The sequence below is a fragment of the Bacillus sp. FSL M8-0063 genome (assembly GCF_038005545.1).
Lineage (GTDB): Bacteria > Bacillota > Bacilli > Bacillales > Bacillaceae_G > Bacillus_A > Bacillus_A wiedmannii.
The window spans coordinates 1,049,836-1,069,898 of sequence record NZ_JBBOTJ010000001.1 but is presented as its reverse complement, the minus strand read 5'-3'; the positions used below and the strand labels follow the sequence as shown (position 1 = coordinate 1,069,898).

General features: G+C 34.8%; 20 protein-coding genes, 1 pseudogene and 1 other annotated feature. Of the genes and pseudogenes, 10 read left to right on the top strand and 11 right to left on the bottom strand.

Annotated elements, in window-relative coordinates; all coding sequences use genetic code 11:
• Positions 1–43 precede the first annotated feature (43 nt).
• The 3 genes and pseudogenes from MKX31_RS05525 (at position 44) to MKX31_RS05515 (ending at position 3,408) form a co-directional block, all read left to right on the top strand.
• Positions 44–1,315, top strand: coding sequence for an ATP-binding protein (locus MKX31_RS05525; protein WP_064476640.1), 1,272 nt, complete (start codon positions 44–46; stop codon positions 1,313–1,315).
• Positions 1,316–1,522: 207 nt separating this feature from the next.
• Positions 1,523–2,784 (top strand): annotated as a pseudogene (locus MKX31_RS05520) (Gly-Xaa-Xaa repeat protein).
• Positions 2,785–2,979: 195 nt separating this feature from the next.
• Positions 2,980–3,408, top strand: coding sequence for a hypothetical protein (locus tag MKX31_RS05515; protein WP_088048392.1), 429 nt, complete (start codon positions 2,980–2,982; stop codon positions 3,406–3,408).
• A gap of 126 nt (positions 3,409–3,534) precedes the next feature.
• Here the strand turns inward: MKX31_RS05515 and MKX31_RS05510 are convergent, their stop codons facing one another.
• Positions 3,535–5,577 (bottom strand): transglycosylase domain-containing protein, encoded by a 2,043-nt coding sequence (locus MKX31_RS05510; RefSeq protein WP_088048391.1) that lies wholly within the window; start codon positions 5,575–5,577, stop codon positions 3,535–3,537.
• A gap of 312 nt (positions 5,578–5,889) precedes the next feature.
• On the opposite strand from MKX31_RS05510, the gene MKX31_RS05505 reads away from it, so the two are divergent.
• The 3 genes from MKX31_RS05505 (at position 5,890) to MKX31_RS05495 (ending at position 8,438) form a co-directional block, all read left to right on the top strand.
• The gene (locus MKX31_RS05505; protein ID WP_000231446.1) at positions 5,890–6,510 is read left to right on the top strand and encodes a DUF47 domain-containing protein; all 621 of its coding nucleotides are present in this window, start codon (positions 5,890–5,892) and stop codon (positions 6,508–6,510) included.
• An 11-nt stretch (positions 6,511–6,521) separates the two neighbouring features.
• Positions 6,522–7,520, top strand: a complete 999-nt coding sequence (locus MKX31_RS05500) for an inorganic phosphate transporter (RefSeq protein WP_000380274.1) — start codon at positions 6,522–6,524, stop codon at positions 7,518–7,520.
• A 117-nt stretch (positions 7,521–7,637) separates the two neighbouring features.
• The gene (locus tag MKX31_RS05495) at positions 7,638–8,438 is read left to right on the top strand and encodes a sulfite exporter TauE/SafE family protein (RefSeq protein ID WP_000455764.1); all 801 of its coding nucleotides are present in this window, start codon (positions 7,638–7,640) and stop codon (positions 8,436–8,438) included.
• Positions 8,439–8,731: 293 nt separating this feature from the next.
• Here MKX31_RS05495 and MKX31_RS05490 read toward each other — a convergent pair whose 3' ends face one another.
• On the bottom strand, positions 8,732–8,959 hold the full coding sequence (locus MKX31_RS05490) for a hypothetical protein (RefSeq protein ID WP_000882907.1): 228 nt from the start codon (positions 8,957–8,959) through the stop codon (positions 8,732–8,734).
• Between the two features lie 169 nt (positions 8,960–9,128).
• On the opposite strand from MKX31_RS05490, the gene MKX31_RS05485 reads away from it, so the two are divergent.
• On the top strand, positions 9,129–9,641 hold the full coding sequence (locus MKX31_RS05485) for a Crp/Fnr family transcriptional regulator (protein ID WP_000600574.1): 513 nt from the start codon (positions 9,129–9,131) through the stop codon (positions 9,639–9,641).
• A 32-nt stretch (positions 9,642–9,673) separates the two neighbouring features.
• On the opposite strand, the gene hmpA is transcribed toward MKX31_RS05485, so the two are convergent.
• The 3 genes from hmpA to MKX31_RS05470 form a co-directional block, all read right to left on the bottom strand.
• Positions 9,674–10,882 carry an NO-inducible flavohemoprotein gene (gene hmpA, locus MKX31_RS05480; protein ID WP_088048390.1) on the bottom strand — a complete coding sequence of 403 codons (1,209 nt, stop codon included), beginning with the start codon at positions 10,880–10,882 and terminating at the stop codon, positions 9,674–9,676.
• Positions 10,883–11,041: 159 nt separating this feature from the next.
• Complete coding sequence (locus MKX31_RS05475) at positions 11,042–11,560, bottom strand: hypothetical protein (RefSeq protein ID WP_340980250.1); 519 nt, start codon at positions 11,558–11,560, stop codon at positions 11,042–11,044.
• Between the two features lie 114 nt (positions 11,561–11,674).
• A complete protein-coding gene (locus tag MKX31_RS05470) occupies positions 11,675–12,772 on the bottom strand; it encodes a site-2 protease family protein (RefSeq protein ID WP_088048389.1) in 1,098 nt (365 codons plus the stop codon).
• Positions 12,773–12,922: 150 nt separating this feature from the next.
• Between MKX31_RS05470 and MKX31_RS05465 the strand changes: the two genes are divergently transcribed.
• The gene (locus MKX31_RS05465) at positions 12,923–13,120 is read left to right on the top strand and encodes a hypothetical protein (protein WP_001053356.1); all 198 of its coding nucleotides are present in this window, start codon (positions 12,923–12,925) and stop codon (positions 13,118–13,120) included.
• A 99-nt stretch (positions 13,121–13,219) separates the two neighbouring features.
• Here MKX31_RS05465 and MKX31_RS05460 read toward each other — a convergent pair whose 3' ends face one another.
• Positions 13,220–14,071, bottom strand: a complete 852-nt coding sequence (locus MKX31_RS05460; RefSeq protein WP_142289430.1) for a hypothetical protein — start codon at positions 14,069–14,071, stop codon at positions 13,220–13,222.
• 108 nt (positions 14,072–14,179) lie between these two features.
• Here MKX31_RS05460 and MKX31_RS05455 point away from each other — a divergent pair, with 108 nt between their 5' ends.
• Complete coding sequence (locus MKX31_RS05455) at positions 14,180–14,956, top strand: class I SAM-dependent methyltransferase (RefSeq protein ID WP_064476647.1); 777 nt, start codon at positions 14,180–14,182, stop codon at positions 14,954–14,956.
• A gap of 39 nt (positions 14,957–14,995) precedes the next feature.
• Here MKX31_RS05455 and MKX31_RS05450 read toward each other — a convergent pair whose 3' ends face one another.
• Positions 14,996–15,205, bottom strand: coding sequence for a hypothetical protein (locus MKX31_RS05450; RefSeq protein WP_000880630.1), 210 nt, complete (start codon positions 15,203–15,205; stop codon positions 14,996–14,998).
• A gap of 271 nt (positions 15,206–15,476) precedes the next feature.
• Positions 15,477–15,735, top strand: a binding site (T-box leader).
• Positions 15,736–15,791: 56 nt separating this feature from the next.
• On the opposite strand from MKX31_RS05450, the gene brnQ3 reads away from it, so the two are divergent.
• On the top strand, positions 15,792–17,147 hold the full coding sequence (gene brnQ3 / locus MKX31_RS05445) for a branched-chain amino acid transport system II carrier protein BrnQ3 (protein ID WP_064476648.1): 1,356 nt from the start codon (positions 15,792–15,794) through the stop codon (positions 17,145–17,147).
• Between the two features lie 23 nt (positions 17,148–17,170).
• Here brnQ3 and MKX31_RS05440 read toward each other — a convergent pair whose 3' ends face one another.
• From MKX31_RS05440 to liaF, 4 genes are all read right to left on the bottom strand, one after another.
• On the bottom strand, positions 17,171–17,467 hold the full coding sequence (locus MKX31_RS05440; RefSeq protein ID WP_116329309.1) for a DUF3922 domain-containing protein: 297 nt from the start codon (positions 17,465–17,467) through the stop codon (positions 17,171–17,173).
• A gap of 97 nt (positions 17,468–17,564) precedes the next feature.
• Entirely contained in the window at positions 17,565–18,197 is a 633-nt protein-coding gene (locus tag MKX31_RS05435) for a response regulator (protein WP_098111207.1), read from the bottom strand.
• Positions 18,194–19,249, bottom strand: a complete 1,056-nt coding sequence (locus MKX31_RS05430) for a sensor histidine kinase (RefSeq protein ID WP_064476649.1) — start codon at positions 19,247–19,249, stop codon at positions 18,194–18,196. The genes MKX31_RS05435 and MKX31_RS05430 overlap by 4 nt, the downstream gene beginning before the upstream one ends.
• The gene (liaF, locus tag MKX31_RS05425; RefSeq protein ID WP_098111206.1) at positions 19,249–19,989 is read right to left on the bottom strand and encodes a cell wall-active antibiotics response protein LiaF; all 741 of its coding nucleotides are present in this window, start codon (positions 19,987–19,989) and stop codon (positions 19,249–19,251) included. Before liaF ends, MKX31_RS05430 begins: the two co-directional genes overlap by 1 nt.
• Positions 19,990–20,063 lie beyond the last annotated feature (74 nt).

The following is a 20,063-nucleotide window of genomic DNA, read 5'->3' as shown; positions in this document are numbered from 1 at the left end:
TATACTAGATGGAAGAATTTTTAAATTGAGGGGTTATTTATTTATGCTTCCAAACGATGATATTGTATCTCATGAAAAACGAATAGAAGAATTAGAAAATAAAGTACGTTTTTATGAAGAACTTGTGAATCAATTACCACATCATTTCACATACAAAAATCCACATATTGGTTTACAAATAAAGAAAACGAGAACGACTCATTCCATTCAAAACATACAAAAAGAGAATAGAGAGGCTGATTTTCAACTTACTTGCGATTCATTATTTTTATTTAAACAACTTGAAACATACTTTGTTCATATTTTTGATGCTTTTTCACATCATGTAACCTTTGTTGATAATAAAGGAAATATAACATTATGTAATCAAATTGCAGCAGATGATTTTGGTGTAGTACGAAATGATATAATCGGAAAGCCAATTCAACAATTACTACAATTACCAGAAGAAAAAATTAAAGCTCTTGAAACATTAAGAACGGGAACAGAAATATATAATGAAGAAGTTTTAGACAAAAACTATGGCATTTTAAATAACCGAATTATTCGTGATTATAACGGAGAGATTTTTAGAGTTATTAGTGTCTTTCATTATTTAAACACAGAACGTGATGCAGAAAAATTTTCGTTAGCAGGACGAATCGCAGCCGGTATTGCACATGAAGTACGTAATCCTCTTACAACCGTACGAGGTTATTTACAATTTTTACAAGAAACTGTTTCTCCATCTAATAAAGAACTATTTAAAAACTTACTTATTCCTGAATTAGATCGTGCAAATAGTATTATTACAAAATTTTTATCTATTTCAAAAACACGCGAATTTACAAGAGAACCGTTTCCTATTAATACATTTTTACGTGAGTATATTCAACAGTTACTAGCTAGTGAAGTATTTTTACATAACATTTCAATTGATTATAATTTTTCTACCGAATTAGATGATGTATTGGTCCATATTGATCGTCACGAACTTGTGCAAGTTTTTTTAAACCTATTTCAGAACGCTTTCGATGCCCAAGGTGAAAAAAAACTTTCTATCCAAATTACTAGTTATCGCCTAGATAATTTTGTTCGTATTACTTTCACTGATAATGGGATTGGTATTCCTCCAGCCATTCAAGAATACATCTTTGATCCATTCTTCTCAACAAAAGATTCAGGTACAGGGCTTGGCTTGTCCGTAACGAAGAAAATCATTCAAAATCATAACGGTACATTAAAAATGACTAGTACTGAAGATGGTACAACTTTCACTATTTCAATTCCAATCTTACCTAAAACAGCCCTTGAAAAATTAAATCAATGCAAATAAAGGACCAAGCCACAAACTGCATGCCAATTGTTAAACACTCCCAACAATTGGCATGCAGTTTTTTATGTTGCACGTTTCTTCTTTACATTATATAAACCCTTCTCTATATCTTACTTATTTTTGCTAGATGGGCCAATTTCTTATTTTTTTAGAAATGGTAGTTTGTCCATCACGAATTTAGTATGAACTTCATTTTAATATATAGTAATGACTATTGATTCTATGAAAGAAAGGAATGAAAAGATGAACAATAAAAATAAAGGAAAAGTATTTTATGGGAATGATTGTTGCGAAGTCAGAGCTTGTAGTCATATTAACATTTCTAAGTCCGAACTTACAGAATTCGTTAGACTTCTTCAAGCTCTTGGCCAAGCTATTCAAGCTGTCTTTCAAAACCCTTCTCAAAATAATATCGATAACTTAATCGCTGCCCTAAATAACTTACAAAAATTCCTCAATTGCTTAGATTTATCTCCAGCACAAAAACAAATTGGAAATTCTATTATTGCTAATCTATTAACTATTTTAAGAACAACCCTTTCTCATGCGGAGCATTGTACGTTGAACTACAAAGCCTGCTTAATTATTTATTGTATATCGCTAAGTTATTCAAAGTAGATTGTTGTACGATCGACAAATTAGTTAAACTCATAACAGAGATTCAAACTATCCTAGTTCAATACGGATCAGGTTGCCTTGGAGGAGGAGCAACAGGAGCTACTGGACCTCAAGGTGCTACTGGTGCTCAAGGTCCTCAAGGTGCTCAGGGACCAGCGGGTGCTCAAGGCGCTACTGGACCTCAGGGAGCTCAAGGTATTCAAGGTCCAGCCGGCGCTCAAGGCGCTACTGGTGCTCAAGGCCCAGCCGGTGCTCAAGGTGCTACTGGTGCTCAAGGTCCAGCCGGCGCTCAAGGTGCTACTGGTGCTCAAGGTCCAGCCGGTGCTCAAGGCGCTACTGGTGCTCAAGGTCCAGCCGGTGCTCAAGGTGCTACTGGTGCTCAAGGCGCTACTGGTGCTCAAGGTGCTACTGGTGCTCAAGGCGCTACTGGCGCAACAGGACCAGCGGGTACTCCAATTCCTGTAACTATCGCTGCAATTGGAAACTCCAATGCTCAAACTATATCACCTGGAATGAATATCCAATTCAATCAAGTTTTTGAAATAAATAATATTAATTTTAATGACACTACAGATACTCTAACAGTTTTAGAAACAGGCGTATATGATATTAGTTTCTCAGCGTCTACAACTTTCCCAGGATCTTCACCATTTGGATTCGGTATTTCATTCAATGGTCAACCACCTACTCGTAATTTCTCAACTAACGTTATCGGTAGTGCTGTTTCTTTCTCTACAATCGTTACTTTACAAGCTGGTACAACGATTTCTATACAGCCTACAGCAAACACTATTTCTATTCCTAACACAGGTGATACAACTGCAACACTATCCGTATTCCGAATTTACTAATTTTCAATCAATAAATAGATTTATACTAATATGTATCGTTTAACCGTGCATTAAATCTCTCTTTATATAGAAAGGAGCACTTATTTGGGAGGATAAGTGCTCCTTCTTTACGTTTCTTTACCTCAAATTTACTCTGTCTTAATCCTCATTTTGTATGATAAATAGTGAAGTCAAAGATATGAAAGAGGGATGAAGATGAGAGTTATGTCACTAATACGCATTTGGTTTGCTCTTATGGTATGCATTATTTTATGTGTAGGATTTTTTTTAACTCTAAAATATTCCACTATATCAAAAGCAGAGAGAAAAACTGTTCCATACAAACTTTTGTATACAAAACAAAGCAACATCCCTTATTCCAATACCACAAAGAATGAAAAAAAGGTTATAAAAGGAATGCTTATTACGAAAGCTTCTAGTTCCGAAGCGTTACTTCAAATTGCTGAAACGATTAAAGATCAGTATACAAATAAAAAAATCGATGAAATCACACTTTCTATCCACAATGAAAATAATGGTAATTACGAAGAAGAATTACTTTACGAGCCTATTAGTAAAGGAAAAATAATCATCACATACGATTCTCAATCCTTTGGCAGTACAAATGTTACACTTAACGAGTAATACTATTTATCCCAATTGATATGGGCTAACAACTCGTAGAGATAGATACAGCTCCTCCCACCGATTAAAAGTTCACTTAATTTCTCATACGAAAAAGAGGCGAATTTCGTTATTCGCCTCTTTCTTTTACCAAAATGAAGGAATCCATTCTTTCACTTTATCAATCCACTCTTGTTGCTCTTTTTTTCTTTGTTGTTCCTCTTCTTTTCTTCTCTTCTCTTCTTCTTTTCTTCGTTTTTCCTCTTCTATTGTATTCAATTGTTTTTTATAATCAGCCTCAGATATGAGCGATAACTGGAATGCTTTTTGAGCTGGATTGGCATTCGCTTTTTTCATAATATCCCGGAACATTGTCGTCGTAATTTGACTTCCCCCCGGAACATAATGATCACTATCTGTTTTATCATATCCTACCCAAATCGCACCTACTAAATCTGGTGTGTATCCAACAAACCATGAATCCTTTGCACCGGTGCTTGGTCCATTTACAATTTGAGTCGTTCCTGTCTTACCAGCCGTATCAACATTATTAACTTTCGCCTTTTCGCCCGTTCCCTTTTCGACAACACCTTTTAATAAATATGTCATCTTTTGAGCAATTTTCTCGCTCGTCACTCGTGTCTCTTTCTTATACCACTTTCCAATTATTTCACCTTCAGCATTTTGTATCTCTCTAATCGCATGAGCTTCCACTTGGACACCGTCATTTGCAAATGCACTATACGCTTGAGCCATTACAAATGGAGATGTCCCCACATGCATACCGCCTAAAGCGATCGGATACGTACGATCTTCTGGCACTAATGGAATACCAAATCGCTCTAAAGATTTCAATCCCTTATCCAATCCAATTTGTTCTAATAGCCAAACAGCCGAAACATTGTACGACTTTGCCACAGCTTCATACATTGTCACATCACCGTGAAAAGTGTGATCGCTATTTTGTGGTTTATATTCTTTAATATTAAATGGTTCATCTTTCAATATATCGTATACTTCATACCCTTGCTCTAACGCTGGTACATATACAGCCAAGGGCTTTAAGGTTGAGCCAGGTTGTCTTTTTAATTGAGTTGCATGGTTAAACTGTAAAAACTGATACGGCCCTCTTCCTCCAACTAAAGCTGGTACGCCACCTGTTTTTGGATTCATAAGAACTACACCCGTTTGCATAAGCTGGTCTGAGCCATTATCTTTGAAATAACTCTCATTATTCACAACGTCTTCCACAGCCTGTTGTTTTTTCGGATCAAGCTCTGTATAAATACGATAACCACCCGCTAAAATTTCATTTTGTGTTAATTCGTACTTGTCCATTGCTTCTCTAACAATATAATCTACATATTGAGAGTATTTCCCCTTGTATTTATCATCCACACCACGTTTTAACACAAGACCGCTCTCTTTTTCTTTATTATACTGTTCGTCAGAGATATATCCTTGCTCTTTCATTAAACTTAATACAACATTACGTCGTTCGATTGATTTATTAAAGTTTTTATAAGGCGAATATGCAGACGGTGCTTTAATCAAGCCAGCAATCGTTGCAGCTTCTGAAACTGTTAAATCTTTTACATCTTTATCAAAATAAGATTTAGCTGCCCTTTTTATGCCCCAAGCACCTTCACCAAAATAAATTTGGTTCATATACATTTCAATAATTTCATCTTTCGTATACGTACGCTCTATTTTTTTTGTTAAAAAATATTCCTTTATTTTTCGAGAGTATGTGCGGTCTTGTGTCAGAAATACATTTTTCGCAAGTTGTTGTGTAATTGTACTTCCCCCCGCCACGACTTCTCCTGCTGTAATATTTTTAAAAACTGCACTTATAATTCCACTATAGTAAATACCGTGATGGTTAAAAAATTCCTTATCTTCTACTGCAACAATTGCCTGAACCATAATGTCAGGAATATCTTTCCTTTTAACACCTTCTGTTTTAGAAGAAGCTAATTTCGTCGCAACTTCATTATTTGCATCATAAATTAAGGTCGGTTGCGGAACAGCTTGTTTCAATTCAGATATGTCTTGAATAGAAATTATTATATTTATAGCAATAAATAGAGTAGCAAGTAAACTTCCTAATACAATTAATGAATTACGAAGTTTCTTCCTCTTGTTGAACCACTCCCGCATTTTTTTTAAGTGAGTGTTCTTCAATTTCATTCGTTCACTTCCTTCGTTTGTTTACACTCTTCTTTTCAAAAGGAAGAATATACCTCCTTTTAAATTTATTATAATAACGTAGTCTTTCCTGTAGTGTAAAGCTTTTCTTTCACATTCATACTTTTTGCAAGAAAAGGACATTCTACAAGTAAGATATTCACTATTGATTATTAATATTATTAATACAACAATGAGAGTTATGTTAAGTTTTTGTAAACTTTTCGATAAAATGTTTTAAAAAACGACAGTTTTTTGTTAGAATTGACTAGCCAATATATTTTACATATATTACTTTTGTGGGGGTAACTAATAATGGTATTTAAATCAAAAAAAGATAAATTTTCTGAAATGTTAATGAATGTTTCCGAAAATTTAAAAGAAGGCGCGCAGTTTTTCGTGGAGTATAAAATTAAAAATGCTAGCGATTTAAAAGAGTTTTCTATGCGCATGAAAGAGTATGAGTCAAAAGGTGACTCATTTATTCACGAAATCATTATGGAGCTAAACAAAGCGTTTATTACTCCAATTGAACGTGAGGACATCCTACAACTTGCAATGAGTATGGATGATGTATTAGACGGATTAGATCATAGTGCTGGTCTATTCGAAATGTATTCTATTACAGAAGCTGATGAATACATGATTAAATTCGTTGAAGCAATTAATCAATGTGCGATTGAGATTGCAAATTCTGTTGAACTACTGTCTAAAAAGAAGTTAGTCGACATTCGTACGAACGCGATTAAGATTAAGGATTACGAATCACAATGTGATGATATTCGCCGTCATGCGATTAAGCACTTATTCTCTCGTGAGAAAGATCCGATTAAGATTATTCAATACAAAGAGATTTACGAAGAGCTTGAAGAAGTAGCGGATAGCTGCCAAAGCGTTGCAAACGTATTAGAAACAATTATTATGAAGAACGCGTAAGGAGTTTGATCATGGATACACTCTTGATACTGACCGTTTTAGTAGTCATTTGCGCTTTAGCTTTTGACTTTATCAATGGATTTCACGATACAGCAAACGCTATTGCAACGGCTGTTTCAACGAAAGCTCTAAAGCCTAGACATGCAATTATTATGGCAGCTATTATGAACTTTTTAGGTGCGATGACATTTACAGGTGTAGCAAAAACGATTACAAAAGATATCGTTGATCCATTTGCCTTGCAAAATGGTTCTCTTGTAATTTTAGCTGCTTTACTTGCGGCAATAGCTTGGAATTTAATTACTTGGTACTACGGTATTCCAAGTAGTTCTTCGCATGCAATTATCGGCTCAATCGCAGGTGCAGCTATCGCTGCTGCCGGTATTAGCTCATTAAATCTTAAAGGGTTCATAAAAATTCTTGAAGCTTTAATCATTTCACCGATTATCGCTTTTGTTATTGGTTATATCGTATACAGTATTTTTAAAGTAGTCTTTAAAAACTTTAATTTAACGAAAACGAACAAAAACTTCCGTATATTCCAGATCTTCACTGCAGCATTACAAGCTTATACACATGGTACGAATGATGCACAAAAAGCAATGGGAATCATTACGATGGCTCTTATGGCCAATAACTATCATACTTCTGACGACATCCCGTTCTGGGTACAATTATGTTGTGCAATCGCAATGGGTCTTGGTACTTCTGTCGGCGGATGGAAAATTATTAAAACTGTCGGTGGACAAATTATGAAAATTCGTCCTGTAAATGGTGTAGCTGCTGATTTATCATCATCACTTGTTATTTTCGGCGCAACATTCATTCACTTACCGGTTAGTACAACGCACGTTATCTCTTCTTCTATTTTAGGGGTTGGTGCTTCACATCGTGTGAAAGGTGTAAAATGGGGAACTGCAAAACGTATGTTAATTACATGGGTTATTACACTTCCTATTTCAGCTTCGTTAGCTGCATTATTTTACGCTTTATTACACTTAATCTTTTAATTAAAAGTCGTCTTCCTTATTTTTCTAGGAAGACGACTTTTTTGTGAACAAACCTTTTTTTTATTAAAAAGCGTGTATAATAATTGGTGGATAAGTTATATAGAGGAGTTGGAAATTTTGGAATACATCATGTTACTTTTCATCGGGTTAATCGCCGGGACAGTCGGGAGTCTAGTCGGGCTTGGTGGCGGAATTATTATTGTTCCGTTATTAATTGGATTACACAGTCTATCACCACAACTTGCAGTAGGAACTTCAATGGTAACAGTCGTTTTTACAGGACTATCTTCCACCCTTACTTATATGAAGCATAAACGAGTAGATTACAAAAGTGGACTTATTTTATTTATCGGGAGTGGCCCTGGTGGTATCATCGGCTCGTGGGCAAACAAATTTTTAAACCAAGATACATTTTCTTTATATTTTGGGATTTTCCTTATTTTTGTCTCCATTCTTCTTATGTTACGAGACAAATTAAACCCCCTTTCTTTATCCAATATGACGGTAATTAAGCGTTCTTTTACAGATAACGAAGGAAACACTGTACACTATCAATTCCCACCGCTTCTCGCTATCTTTATCGCCTTTATAGTTGGTTTTATATCTGGATTATTTGGAATTGGCGGCGGTGCCTTACTTGTTCCAGCAATGATGCTACTTTTTGCATTCCCAGCACATATTGCTGTAGCAACTTCGATGTTTATCGTATTTTTATCAGCAATTGTAAGTTCTGCAACTCACATCTCCCTTGGAAATGTCAGCTGGGTTTACGCATTAATTCTTATTCCTGGTGCATGGATTGGCGGAAAAATCGGGGCTTATATTAATACAAAATTAAGTGGTAATGCCGTAATTAATTTATTACGTATCACATTAATTATTCTCGGAACTAGATTAATCATCACTTCTTTTTTATAACGCGTTCTTTTTAGGATGCGTTTTTCTTATACACATGAATATAAAAATCCTCCTAAGAGAACAAATAAAATTAAACAAACACATAATAACATATAATTGGAAATATGTACTTTCTTCAAGTTGACCACTCCTATAACTGCGACTGTTATCTTTATGATAGCGAAAAAATAATTCACTTGCAGTTACAAAGTGCTAACAATGCAAAATCATTTATTACAAATTTTATCCTTATATTTCATTTCTTTGTATATTCTATCGTTTTAATAAAAAAAGATGTCATATTGACATCTTTTTTAGTGAAGAAGTGACCATCCCATAAAATCCTCATGTACTTGGCACGCCCTCTTATCGTTTCGATCATATAATTCAGCATAACTATCTGTTTCTTCATCATAAGCCATCGTATAAATAATTTGGCCGTCTACTTCAACGGATAACACGACTCCACCTTTCATCTCTTCTACATGAATGATAGCATTCGCCGGAATTCTCATATCCGTCATTTTTATCGCATCTAACAATATACTAAACCCCCTACAGCGTATTCATTGCTAGTACTATTACACACTAAATAGTATACTACTGTAATAGCATATATTTCGTCAATGAAATTGCTATTTAAAAGCATATTGTCTTTATACATATACGCTAAAATAGAAGAAATAGAAATGTTTAAATGGGGGGCTAACATTGATTCTACACAAAGGAGATGTACTATTCCGTCAAGGCGAGGACGGTCCTTTATATTTTATAAAAACAGGTTTATTAAAAGTAGTACGGATAGAAGAAGATGGAACACCATTTCTATTCAACATTATCGTTCCAGGTGAAACGATACCTCACCATTCTTTAATTTCACCGAAGGAATATCACGGTACAGCAATCGCTTTAATGAAAACAGAAGTTGAACCTATAATTAGTAATGAATGGTACGATCAGCTTCAGGCAAATCCTGCATCATATGCAAATATTGCTATGCAACTACAATCAAAATTAAGAATGATGCAACAGCGTATCGATCAATTGACAACCGTCTCTCCGAAAGAACGTCTACATCGTTTACAAGAATGGTTCACACTATATTTAGGTGACATTCCTATATATGAAATATTAACACAAACTGAAATCGGTCAACTCATAGGTATACGCCGTGAAACGGTAAATCGGCTGTTACGAGAACAAATAAAAAACGAGGTAAAATAATACCTCGTTTTTTTACTTATTTCAAACTTCATCTATTGTAAGCTTGCTGCTGGACCGAAAAATTCATAATGAATATGCTCTTGTTCCACACCTAAATTAGTTAGTGCAGCATTTATATGCTTCATAAATGGTACGGGACCACAAAAATAAAATTCTGCTTCAGTTGTCGGAATAATAGTTTGTAACCATTCAGCTTCAATGAAACCTTCTTTATCAAAGTTCTTCATTTCCAAATCTTTTTCAGTTGGTGCAGAATAGCAAGTGTATGCTTTAACTTGTTCGTATTCATTATCTACTGCCTCAACGTGTTCTTTCATTGCATGTGTATTACTATTTATCGCTGCTTGAACAAAACATACATTACGTTTTGAGTTTTGTTCAATTAACGTATTTAGCATACTCATCATTGGTGTAATACCTACTCCACCACTAATTAGCACAACTGGTAATGTTGAATCCATATTTAATACGAAATCTCCTGCTGGTGCACTTACTGGTAACATATCCCCTTCTTCTACATGATCGTGTAAGTAGTTAGATACTTTACCGTCCGGTGTATCTACACCTTTTTCTTTCTTTACACTAATACGATAATATTCTTTTCCAGGAGCATCTGATAAACTATATTGACGATTATGTGTATACGTTTCACCTTCTATGTTTATTTGAATCGTTACATATTGTCCTGGGATGAATGAAGAAACTTGCCCTCCATCTTCAGGTTTTAAATAAAATGATGTAATAACGTCGCTTTCCTTCACTTTTTTAACAACCACAAAGTTACGGAAATCTTTCCATCCACCTTCTTTATGTGCCGCTTCTTCATACATCTCTGCTTCAATGCTAATGAATGCATCAGCAATGACACCATAAGCTTCTCCCCATGCATTTAAAACTTCATCAGGTGCACCTGCGACCTCTTTAATTGCACGTAGTAAACATGTACCTACAATCGGGTAATGCTCTGCTTTAATACCTAAACTTCTATGCTTATGACCAATTTGTTTTACAACTGGAATAATAGCTTCTAAATTATCAATATACGTTGCAGCTGCATAAACAGCATTCGCTAGCGCTTGTTGTTGTCTTCCCTTTTTCTGATTTGTATGGTTGAAAATATTCAATAACTCCGGATGTTCCGAAAATAAAATTTGATAAAATCTCGTTGTAATTTCAACGCCTTTTTCTTGTAATAATGGTACTGTTGACTTTACGATTTCAATTGTTTTTGCACTTAACATTGTATCCCACTCCTCTATTTCCTTAACTGTTTTTAGTTTAACTGAATTGTATAGTACATATTGTGATTTTAATCACTATTAACACGGTGTTTTTGTGAATAATATATGAACATTGCACTTACAAAAGAAAATAAGCCAACTAGAATTCTAGCTAGCTTATTATTTGGACTGTATAGCTTGTTCAATTACCCTTATATCTTTCCCCTCTCCAAACTCTGTATACCCCCAGATGTTCGTTTCACCTCTATATTTATTTACAATAATATCTAAGTCATGGTATACACGATGTGCATAAACTACATACTCAATATTTTGAAGTTCCACACCTTTTTTTACAATTTCATAGCTTCTATTTACATCACGTTTTATTTTTTCATTCTTTATTTCTGTATGTATATTTTTTAAAGACGATTCTTGTTGTTGAAACCATTGTTTAAATTGGTTCCAGTCCCCTTCTGTATAATTCTCTGCTTTACCGTAATTTAAGAAATTATTATAACTTTCATGCGTCATACGAATAAAATCTAGCACTTTTGTCTCTTCTTGCCCATCTTCTATTTGAGCTATTGTACTTACCTCAGCAGGCTTATTCGCATAATGTAATAGCAATTTCATAAGACTATAGCTCGCAATGATCATTACGATAATACTCCCGAATACAATTAACAATTTCTTCATATACAGAACTCCTTCTCTACTAAAGATATTACAATGTATAACTATACTTGTAACATTCTCTCGTAGAAATATAATTCCTGTATAAATTCTTCCTATCATTTCGACAATATTTTTCTATACATTTCTCGTTGGTAAATGTTCTTGTAAAACAATGTACCCTTCATAAGCTGTGTAACCGAGTATAGCCATTAATCCGATATAACAAGCAAAGACTGTCCATTTTGTTTTCATATCAACTTTATAATAGTTTTCCTGTTGTCTCTTTTCTGTCTCCCATTCCTGTAATTTTCTTTCTGACATTTCAAATGCTTCTCTTATATGAATTGTATGCGTTTCTTTTTCATCTTCATATGGAACGTAATCAAGCGGCTCAAACTTTGGTAAAAGATGCTCTAACACTTCAATCTTTTGAAGTTCTCCTACTTTTAATTCTTTCTCTCTTTCTTTTTGCCTTAATATATTTATTTCATGTTGCATCATATATATATTTCGATGCACCGCACCTGTTTCTTTTAACTCTTCTTCAAGCCTTGCAACATATTCTTTCATTCCATCAATTCTATATCCTAATTCCTTAATTGGCTCATCTCTCTTTATTACTCTATATAATTCCATACAGCCGATAATAAAAATAAATCCTCCCAAAATACTTTTAAAGTAAATGGAATAACCGAGCAATACAATAAGACCCGCTCCCCAAATCTTTGTACTTACAACTGAGATAATTCGTCCACCATCTAATGGAGAAACCGGAATCAAGTTAAAGAAGTTAATCATACTTCCAAGTAAAATAATTAATGCCCAAAATGGCTCTTTCGTTATTATATAAAGTGGAATCGCAGGTAAAAATGACAACAATCCGAAAAGAGGTCCCATATAGGCGATATAAGCTTCATCTTTTGCATTTTTTGGCATCTCTTTCATCCCAATAAGAGCACCCATAAACGGAATAAATATTGCTGGCGATGTTGGTATCCCCTTTCTTTTCGCAGCCCATAAATGGCCCATTTCATGAATAAACAATAAATAAATGAGCGCTACCCCAAATTTCCAACCATATATAACTGCGTATGCACCAAGTGATATAAACATACTAAATACCGTTGAAAACTTTGCTAATTTAAAAATTGCAAATACCCACTTTAACTTAGAGAGTAAAAATAGCCCTATTGCAACTATAATTCCCCATAATCCTTTTTTATTATTTTTCATATTTCTCTCCTTTATCTCTCATTAATGAATCATATTCATTCATCAAAACTATTCTTTTCTCTATTATGACATATTTTTTTCTATCGTTAGAAATAATGTTTATTTAATCCATTTTTAGCCAAAAATATAAATATAAGGAGGTGTTTGCAAATGAATTTACAATCTCTCATAATAGGCGCTCTATCGTTTTTAGCTTCAACTCTTATTTTTTATACTGTTAGTTACGTATTATTATTAGATTTGTTGCCCAATCACGTATTTATTGCCCTTGTCATCCTTTCCGCTCTTATGATTTCTTTTCTTATTACACGAAAATCAATGAATGAGCCATCTGCAAAAGCAAAATAATAGAGAGGGGTGTTTTCCCCTCTCTATTATCATTTCCTAGGAAAGGTCATATAGACTTTACATTCATCCCGATCCGTAAGGGCTAATTAAAGTTTCATTTTATCTTTGTAAATCCATTTTTTCACCATACTCTTTAACAATTTGAATGATATTTTGAAAAACACCTATTTTTTCTTTTTTACTATTTAATATTATCAAATCATAATTTTCATAATATGTTTCTAATGACTTTAATTGTGATTCTGAAGCATCTTTTACCTGCACAGTAGCATGCAATTCATATTGTTTATACCCTTCCTTTACCTTTTCACCTGAAATTTTTTCACTCTCTTTTGCTCCAATTAATTTTTGAACTTTTTCTGGGAAAACGACTTGTAAATAATATTCTTGTTCCTTCTCTAACTTGTTGTATAGTGATTGTGAAATCGTATAACGCACCGTATAATTCACTTTTTGATCGCCTGCTTTAATATGAAACGCAGTAATCTGCAAATCTTTTTTTGTTACTTCCGTTAAAGGACCTACCTGCATCTCATCTTCTTTTTGTTCTGAAACATTTGGAAATATAGCCAAAAGCTTTTCCGTATCTTTTTTATTCAGCATATACATAGCTTTCTTATATTGTACCCATCCTCGTCTGTCTTCTCCTCTTAGCCATGCATAATATGTTTCTTTTTTTCCATCCCTATTAATTTGTATTTCATATTCCGGTTCACCAAAACTACCTGTTACTTCTTGTTTTTCCGCTTTATCTATAATGTCTATTACTAACTTAGCTTCTGATTCCTGTAACTTTTTCTCTTTATGTTTTTTTTGTATAACGGTTGCCCCTATTGTTTCTTTCACTTCATTCACCGTCTCTTCCACTTTTTTTGTTTCTTTTTTTTGCTCTACTTGACCACAAGATGCTAGTAACATAGCAAATAACAACAATACATATTTCCTTTTCAACTTAATCCTCCTCTTACAATAAGAAATTCTTATACTCTTCATATAAAAAACAAAAACGTGACACACTATAAAATACGCTATACTAAGTATTGAAAGGAGGTCTTTTTCATGTCCATTAATTTTCACGATGCAAATAATAAATACACATACGCACAGCGAAACGCCCATATTTCTTGGGGAGAAATGATAAAAAGTATTACAAATATACAAAACAAACAAATAATTGATATTGGCTGTGGTGGCGGGATTTATACGAAAGAACTTGCTCTTATGGGGGCAAAAAATGTCATTGGACTTGATTTTTCAAAAGAAATATTACAAGCTGCAAAAGAAAATTGTAGCGGCTTTCCAAATATTTCATTCATTCACGGTGATGCACATAGCGTCCCATATTCTAATGATACATTCGACATTGTTATTTCGCGCGCAGTGATTCATCATTTACAAGACATTCCTACATTTCTACGTGAAGCTTCTCGTATATTAAAGAAAAACGGTGTACTTATTGTACAAGACCGAACCATTGAAGATTGTACAATTCCTGGAAGCCCCGAACACATTCGTGGATATTTTTTCTCTATCTTTCCAAAACTCATTGAAATAGAATCAAAAAGGCGGCCAAAAACCACCACGATACAGCAAGAATTACAAAAACATTTTCTTCACGTGTTCCCCTCTCAAACACAATGGGAAGTACGAAAAATACATGATTCTGTAGAAGCATTGCTACAAGATTTATCACCTCGAACAGGTCGATCCATTCTATATGAATTAACAGATCATGAACTTTCTCAACTTCTACAACAAGTCCAGACCGCACTACAAAGCATCTCTCCTATTATCGAAAGAGATCGGTGGACAATTTGGAGCGCCATGAAATTGTAAGGAAGGAAGCCTCACAACATAATGTGAGGCTTCCTTCTTTCATAATCTAATTTTGCAACACTCTTGATAGCCTCCACTTCTGGCCTGTGCACTTCCACACTTCGGACATACTAAATATCTAGACTGATTTGTCAACAAACTACCTTTTTGAAAGAGTAAAACTTCTGCTTGTTTAAACGAACGCGAATAATATAACCACATAAAACCAATTATAGCAATAATGCCAAATAATACTCCCATCGCAAGCATTTCAGTCACCTCTTTTGGTTTGTTCTTTCCAGCAAGTGGATTGTTGTATTATTCTCTGTAAATTCAAACAATACCTTCTTTACTCCTATAAATATCAACTTTCTCTACAAATTTTACAATTCTCTACAAATTTTCACTCCCGTTTTACAATCCACCATTCCCTTTACATCAACGAATATCACATTCAATATTTCCGTATATACATATATCTTTCAAAAAAATATTGACTTTCAAAAAAAAACATGTGACAATACTTTCAGAATACTTGAATAAAAATTCATTGACGAGAACGAGTACGTTATAGGACTGTCCCCCAGAGAGTTGGCGATTTGCTGAAAGCCAACGTTCAGTGCGTAGCCGAAAATCATCTCCGAGAAGTAGAACCGAATGTCACAGTAAGTTCTTACCGGCTGTCCCCCGTTACAAGGAACACGTATCATGTTGTACGTTGTAAAGCCGTATACATATAGACTAATTTCTACATGTATAAATTAGGGTGGTATCGCGGGTAAATATAACTCGTCCCTTTCTTTAGGGACGAGTTTTTTGTGTTCTTACAAATGAATTTAAAAAAGGAGGAAAAACAATGAACACTGTATCAAAAAAACATATTTTTTTCACGGGTCTTATGCTATTTTCTTTATTTTTTGGGGCAGGTAATTTAATTTTCCCTCCCATGCTTGGACAAAATGCAGGTGAAAACTTTTGGCCGGCAATGATTGGATTTTTACTAACAGGAGTCGGTTTACCATTATTAACTGTTATTGCAATTTCTTTATCAGGAAACGGTATGCAACAACTTGCAAGTCATGTTCACCCATTATTCGGAATTTTCTTTACTGTAGTTGTATACATCGCAATCGGTCCTTCTATGGGAATTCCACGCGTTGCAAATGTCGCTTATGAAATGGGTGTTAGTTCTTTCTTACCGGAAACAATTCGCTCTAGTAACCTAGCTCTATTTTTATACACGGTCATCTTCTTCGCTATCGTATTTTGGCTTAGTTTAAATCCATCTAAACTTGTCGATCGCATCGGAAATATTTTAACACCTATTTTATTACTCTCTATTTTCTTACTATTTGTTAAAAGTGTATTTACACCACTCGGGCAATCAGGACCAGCAATGCAAGAGTATCAAACTTCTCCAATCTTCAAAGGCTTTATGGAAGGATACTTAACGATGGATACCATTTCTGCGCTTGCATTTGGAATTATCGTTGTAAATGCCATTCGCTCTAAAGGTGTGAAAGATCGTAAATCCATTGCTATCGCAACAGCGAAAGCAGGACTTATTGCCGCTACTGGTCTCGTACTTGTATATGGTGCACTTGGCTGGCTCGGTGCAACTAGCGTCTCGCTCGGATATGCACAAAATGGCGGACAATTACTTACTGTTATCGTACAGCAATTATTCGGTCCATACGGTTTACTTCTATTATCTCTAATCGTTACACTCGCTTGTCTAACGACTTGTGTTGGACTTGTATCTGCGTGTAGTCAATATTTCTCAACATTATTGACTACATTTTCATACAAAATGTTCGCGATTATCATTTGTGCGTTAGGATTATTAGTTGCCAACTTAGGTTTAACGAAAATTATTGCCATCTCTGTTCCAATTCTACTTGTTGTATATCCAATTGCAATTGTACTCGTTCTCCTATCATTACTTCATAAATATTTCGGTGGATATCGCTCTGTTTATGTAGGTGCTTTAATTGGAGCAGCAATCGTAAGCGTATTTGATGGATTAAAGCAAGGTGGTATTTCAGTTTCATTTATCACACCATACTTTGAATTTATCCCTTTATATAAGGAAGGAATAGGCTGGTTAATACCAGCATTAGCCGGGGCTATTATCGGCCTTACAATCGCTAAGTTAAGCGGTGCGAAAAAAGTTCCCTTAATAACCGATTCCCGCGAAGTAAAAGCATCCTAAAAAACTCCCGAAAGGGAGTTTTTTTACTTTTGATAAGCAGTATGATTAAAACTGCTTATTTTATACGCTTTCGTATAATATTCGATATTTGTATCCACTGTTTCTACTTTGACAACATCGTAGCAATCTTCTTGCTTTACTAAAAATAAATAGTACTCTTCTGTCGCCTCAACAATTGCAATTTTATCTGTTTCAACATTATATTGTTCACAAAGCGCTTGTAATGCGTTCACATAATCCCCTAATTTTTTAGACTTATCCATGCCAAATATCGTTTGAACTAACATACACTCTCTCCCCTTTGTATGTACTGTTAACAACTTAATGATAACGATTACATTTATTAACGTCAATAAAAAGATTTGGCGTTAACTAATAATCAGTGGGATAGCCCCCACTGATTAAAGTTTCACTTTATCATTTCGTCAATTGATGTCTAAACGCATAAATAACCGCCTGTGTCCGGTCACTTACATTTAGCTTATTTAAAATATTACTCACATGTGTCTTTACTGTTTTGAGGGCAATAAACAATTCATCTGCAATCTCTTGATTACTTTTCCCCTCTGCAATTAATAACAAAATTTCAGACTCTCTTTCTGTTAACTCCTCATGCAAAGCTTGTTCTTTCTTCTGACGCATACGAGACATCATTTTACCAGTAACTTTTGGCTCTAATACCGTTTCTCCATCATAAGTAGCTCGTACAGCGTCTGCTATATCACTTGCTCTTGATGTTTTTAATAAATAACTTGTCGCTCCAGCCTCAATAACAGGGTACAATTTCTCATCATCTAAAAAGCTCGTTACAACTACAATTTTCGCTTCTGGCCATTCCTGAATAATAGCACGTGTTGCTTCAACCCCATCCATCTCGTCCATGACAAGATCCATCAAAATAATATCTGGTCTTAATTGCAGTGCTAACTCTGAACCTTTTCTTCCATTTTCAGCTTCTCCAACTACTTCTATATCTGGCTGCGTTGATAAATATGCTGATACACCCATTCGAACCATTTCATGATCATCGACAAGTAACACTTTTATCATGATTCTCCCCCTCTCTCAATCATAATCGGTACTTTTACTTCTATTTGCGTCCCTTTAGCCGGGAAACTAAGTACTTTTAATGTCCCACCAATCTCATGAACACGCTCTTGCATTGATCTTAAACCATATGAACCAGCCTTATTCACTCCGACTTCAAATCCAACGCCATCATCAATAATTTTTAGAATTGCATATTGATCAATTTTCCGAAGACGTACTTCCGTTTTCTTCGCTTTCGCATGTCGTAAAGTATTGGATAAAGCTTCTTGCACAATACGAAATAAATGATCTTCTACACCTTTTTTCAATTCTATTGGCTCGATTAGCCATTCAATTTTCATATGTTGCTTTCGCGATAATTCCGTTAATAATTCCTCTATACCTTGTGTCAGTTTCTTACCTTCTAATTGTACAGGCCGTAAATGAAGAAGCAATGCTCTCATTTCTGATTGTGCATTTACAACCATATTTTCAACGAGCTGCAACTGCTTTTTTGTCGTTTCTGGAATTTCAGCTACTTGTTCATTAATAGCCGACATCATCATCGACATTGCAAAAAGCTGCTGACTTACAGAATCATGCAGCTCCCTCGCCAATCGATGCCTTTCTTGGGATATCGCTTCTTGTCTCATCTCTTCATTCCAATGAGCTCGTTCATTCGTTACTTTTTGAAAGAGTCCAGCTTGCTCCTCTAATCGACGAGCAAGACCGATTACTTTTCGTTCTACTTCATGAAATTCATCATCTGCAGTAAACGAAACATCGCTCGGAAAATTCCCTCGCTCCACTTCAAATAGAAAAGTATTTAACCCTTGTATACGCTGCTCTATATAGTAACCGATTGCATATCCTACAATTCCCCCGATAAGTAAACTTGTAGTCATAATAAACAAGCCAATTGGAACAGAAGCAATGGATTCCTTCCATAATAAATCATACACTTGTTGCTCGCTTTTCCATACGTATACAATTGTACAAATGAGTGCGATACTAACAGAAGACAACATAGAATAACGAATATACATCCACGAAATATTTTTTTGTTTCTTCATTATACTTTCCTCACTTCCGTATCGCCTACGACAAGCGAAGAAATAATTTTAATACGACGAGGAGCTTCTTTATACTGCTCTGTTCTAAATGTAACATTGCGGTTAAACCCTGTCTCTTCATGACCTGGCAGGATCACACGTCCAACAATAACAGAATGATTTAAAGACAGTTCAATATCATATGGCACATATAAACGAATATTACCAACGACACCTCGAATAACAATTACCGTCTCCCCTTCTGGGATCATAGCAGTTGTTAAATCTATTTCCACATCACAAGCACCATATTGAACATTAATATCCTCAAGTTCATAAATATGATCCATCATTCGTATATTCCCTACAAACATATTTTTTAAATATGGTTCTGTGCGATATATTTGCTTCTCTTCATCTATAATCCCTTTTTCTTTAATTTCAACCTTCATTGCTTTTTGCTGATGTCCTTGTTGAATCAGTTGATAACCAATTAAAGCTAAACAAGCAAATACGACAAGAACAAATGCTGCTGATGAAAATAAGAAGAATAGAAATACGATACCACCAACAAATAAAAATACATTTCCCCGTACGTAACGATTCTTCTTACGATAATGCCTTCCAAACATAAGCATAATAAATGCAAAAATGAGACCACCTGGTTCAAAATGTCCAAGTATCATATCAAGAAAAAGACCGAATCCAAATATGATGAGGAGCATCCCCATTAATTGTGTTTTTGAAAAATGCTTCTTCATTTCAGCTCCCCCCTTCTTGTCACATATACATAGAAGAAAAGGCATTGCTTTCCAACACCTTTTCTCCTATCACT

Bases quoted from the DNA above. Each gene is read 5' to 3' on its own strand.
- MKX31_RS05465 (WP_001053356.1), top strand. From the start codon at position 12,923: ATGAATTTACAATCTCTCATAATAGGCGCTCTATCGTTTTTAGCTTCA.
- MKX31_RS05515 (WP_088048392.1), top strand. From the start codon at position 2,980: ATGAGAGTTATGTCACTAATACGCATTTGGTTTGCTCTTATGGTATGC.
- MKX31_RS05505 (WP_000231446.1), top strand. From the start codon at position 5,890: ATGGTATTTAAATCAAAAAAAGATAAATTTTCTGAAATGTTAATGAAT.
- MKX31_RS05435 (WP_098111207.1), bottom strand. From the start codon at position 18,197: ATGATAAAAGTGTTACTTGTCGATGATCATGAAATGGTTCGAATGGGT.
- MKX31_RS05450 (WP_000880630.1), bottom strand. From the start codon at position 15,205: ATGCTTGCGATGGGAGTATTATTTGGCATTATTGCTATAATTGGTTTT.
- MKX31_RS05525 (WP_064476640.1), top strand. From the start codon at position 44: ATGCTTCCAAACGATGATATTGTATCTCATGAAAAACGAATAGAAGAA.
- MKX31_RS05455 (WP_064476647.1), top strand. From the start codon at position 14,180: ATGTCCATTAATTTTCACGATGCAAATAATAAATACACATACGCACAG.
- MKX31_RS05510 (WP_088048391.1), bottom strand. From the start codon at position 5,577: ATGAAATTGAAGAACACTCACTTAAAAAAAATGCGGGAGTGGTTCAAC.
- MKX31_RS05430 (WP_064476649.1), bottom strand. From the start codon at position 19,249: ATGAAGAAACAAAAAAATATTTCGTGGATGTATATTCGTTATTCTATG.
- hmpA (WP_088048390.1), bottom strand. From the start codon at position 10,882: ATGTTAAGTGCAAAAACAATTGAAATCGTAAAGTCAACAGTACCATTA.
- MKX31_RS05470 (WP_088048389.1), bottom strand. From the start codon at position 12,772: ATGAAAAATAATAAAAAAGGATTATGGGGAATTATAGTTGCAATAGGG.
- MKX31_RS05500 (WP_000380274.1), top strand. From the start codon at position 6,522: ATGGATACACTCTTGATACTGACCGTTTTAGTAGTCATTTGCGCTTTA.
- MKX31_RS05475 (WP_340980250.1), bottom strand. From the start codon at position 11,560: ATGAAGAAATTGTTAATTGTATTCGGGAGTATTATCGTAATGATCATT.
- liaF (WP_098111206.1), bottom strand. From the start codon at position 19,989: ATGAAGAAGCATTTTTCAAAAACACAATTAATGGGGATGCTCCTCATC.
- brnQ3 (WP_064476648.1), top strand. From the start codon at position 15,792: ATGAACACTGTATCAAAAAAACATATTTTTTTCACGGGTCTTATGCTA.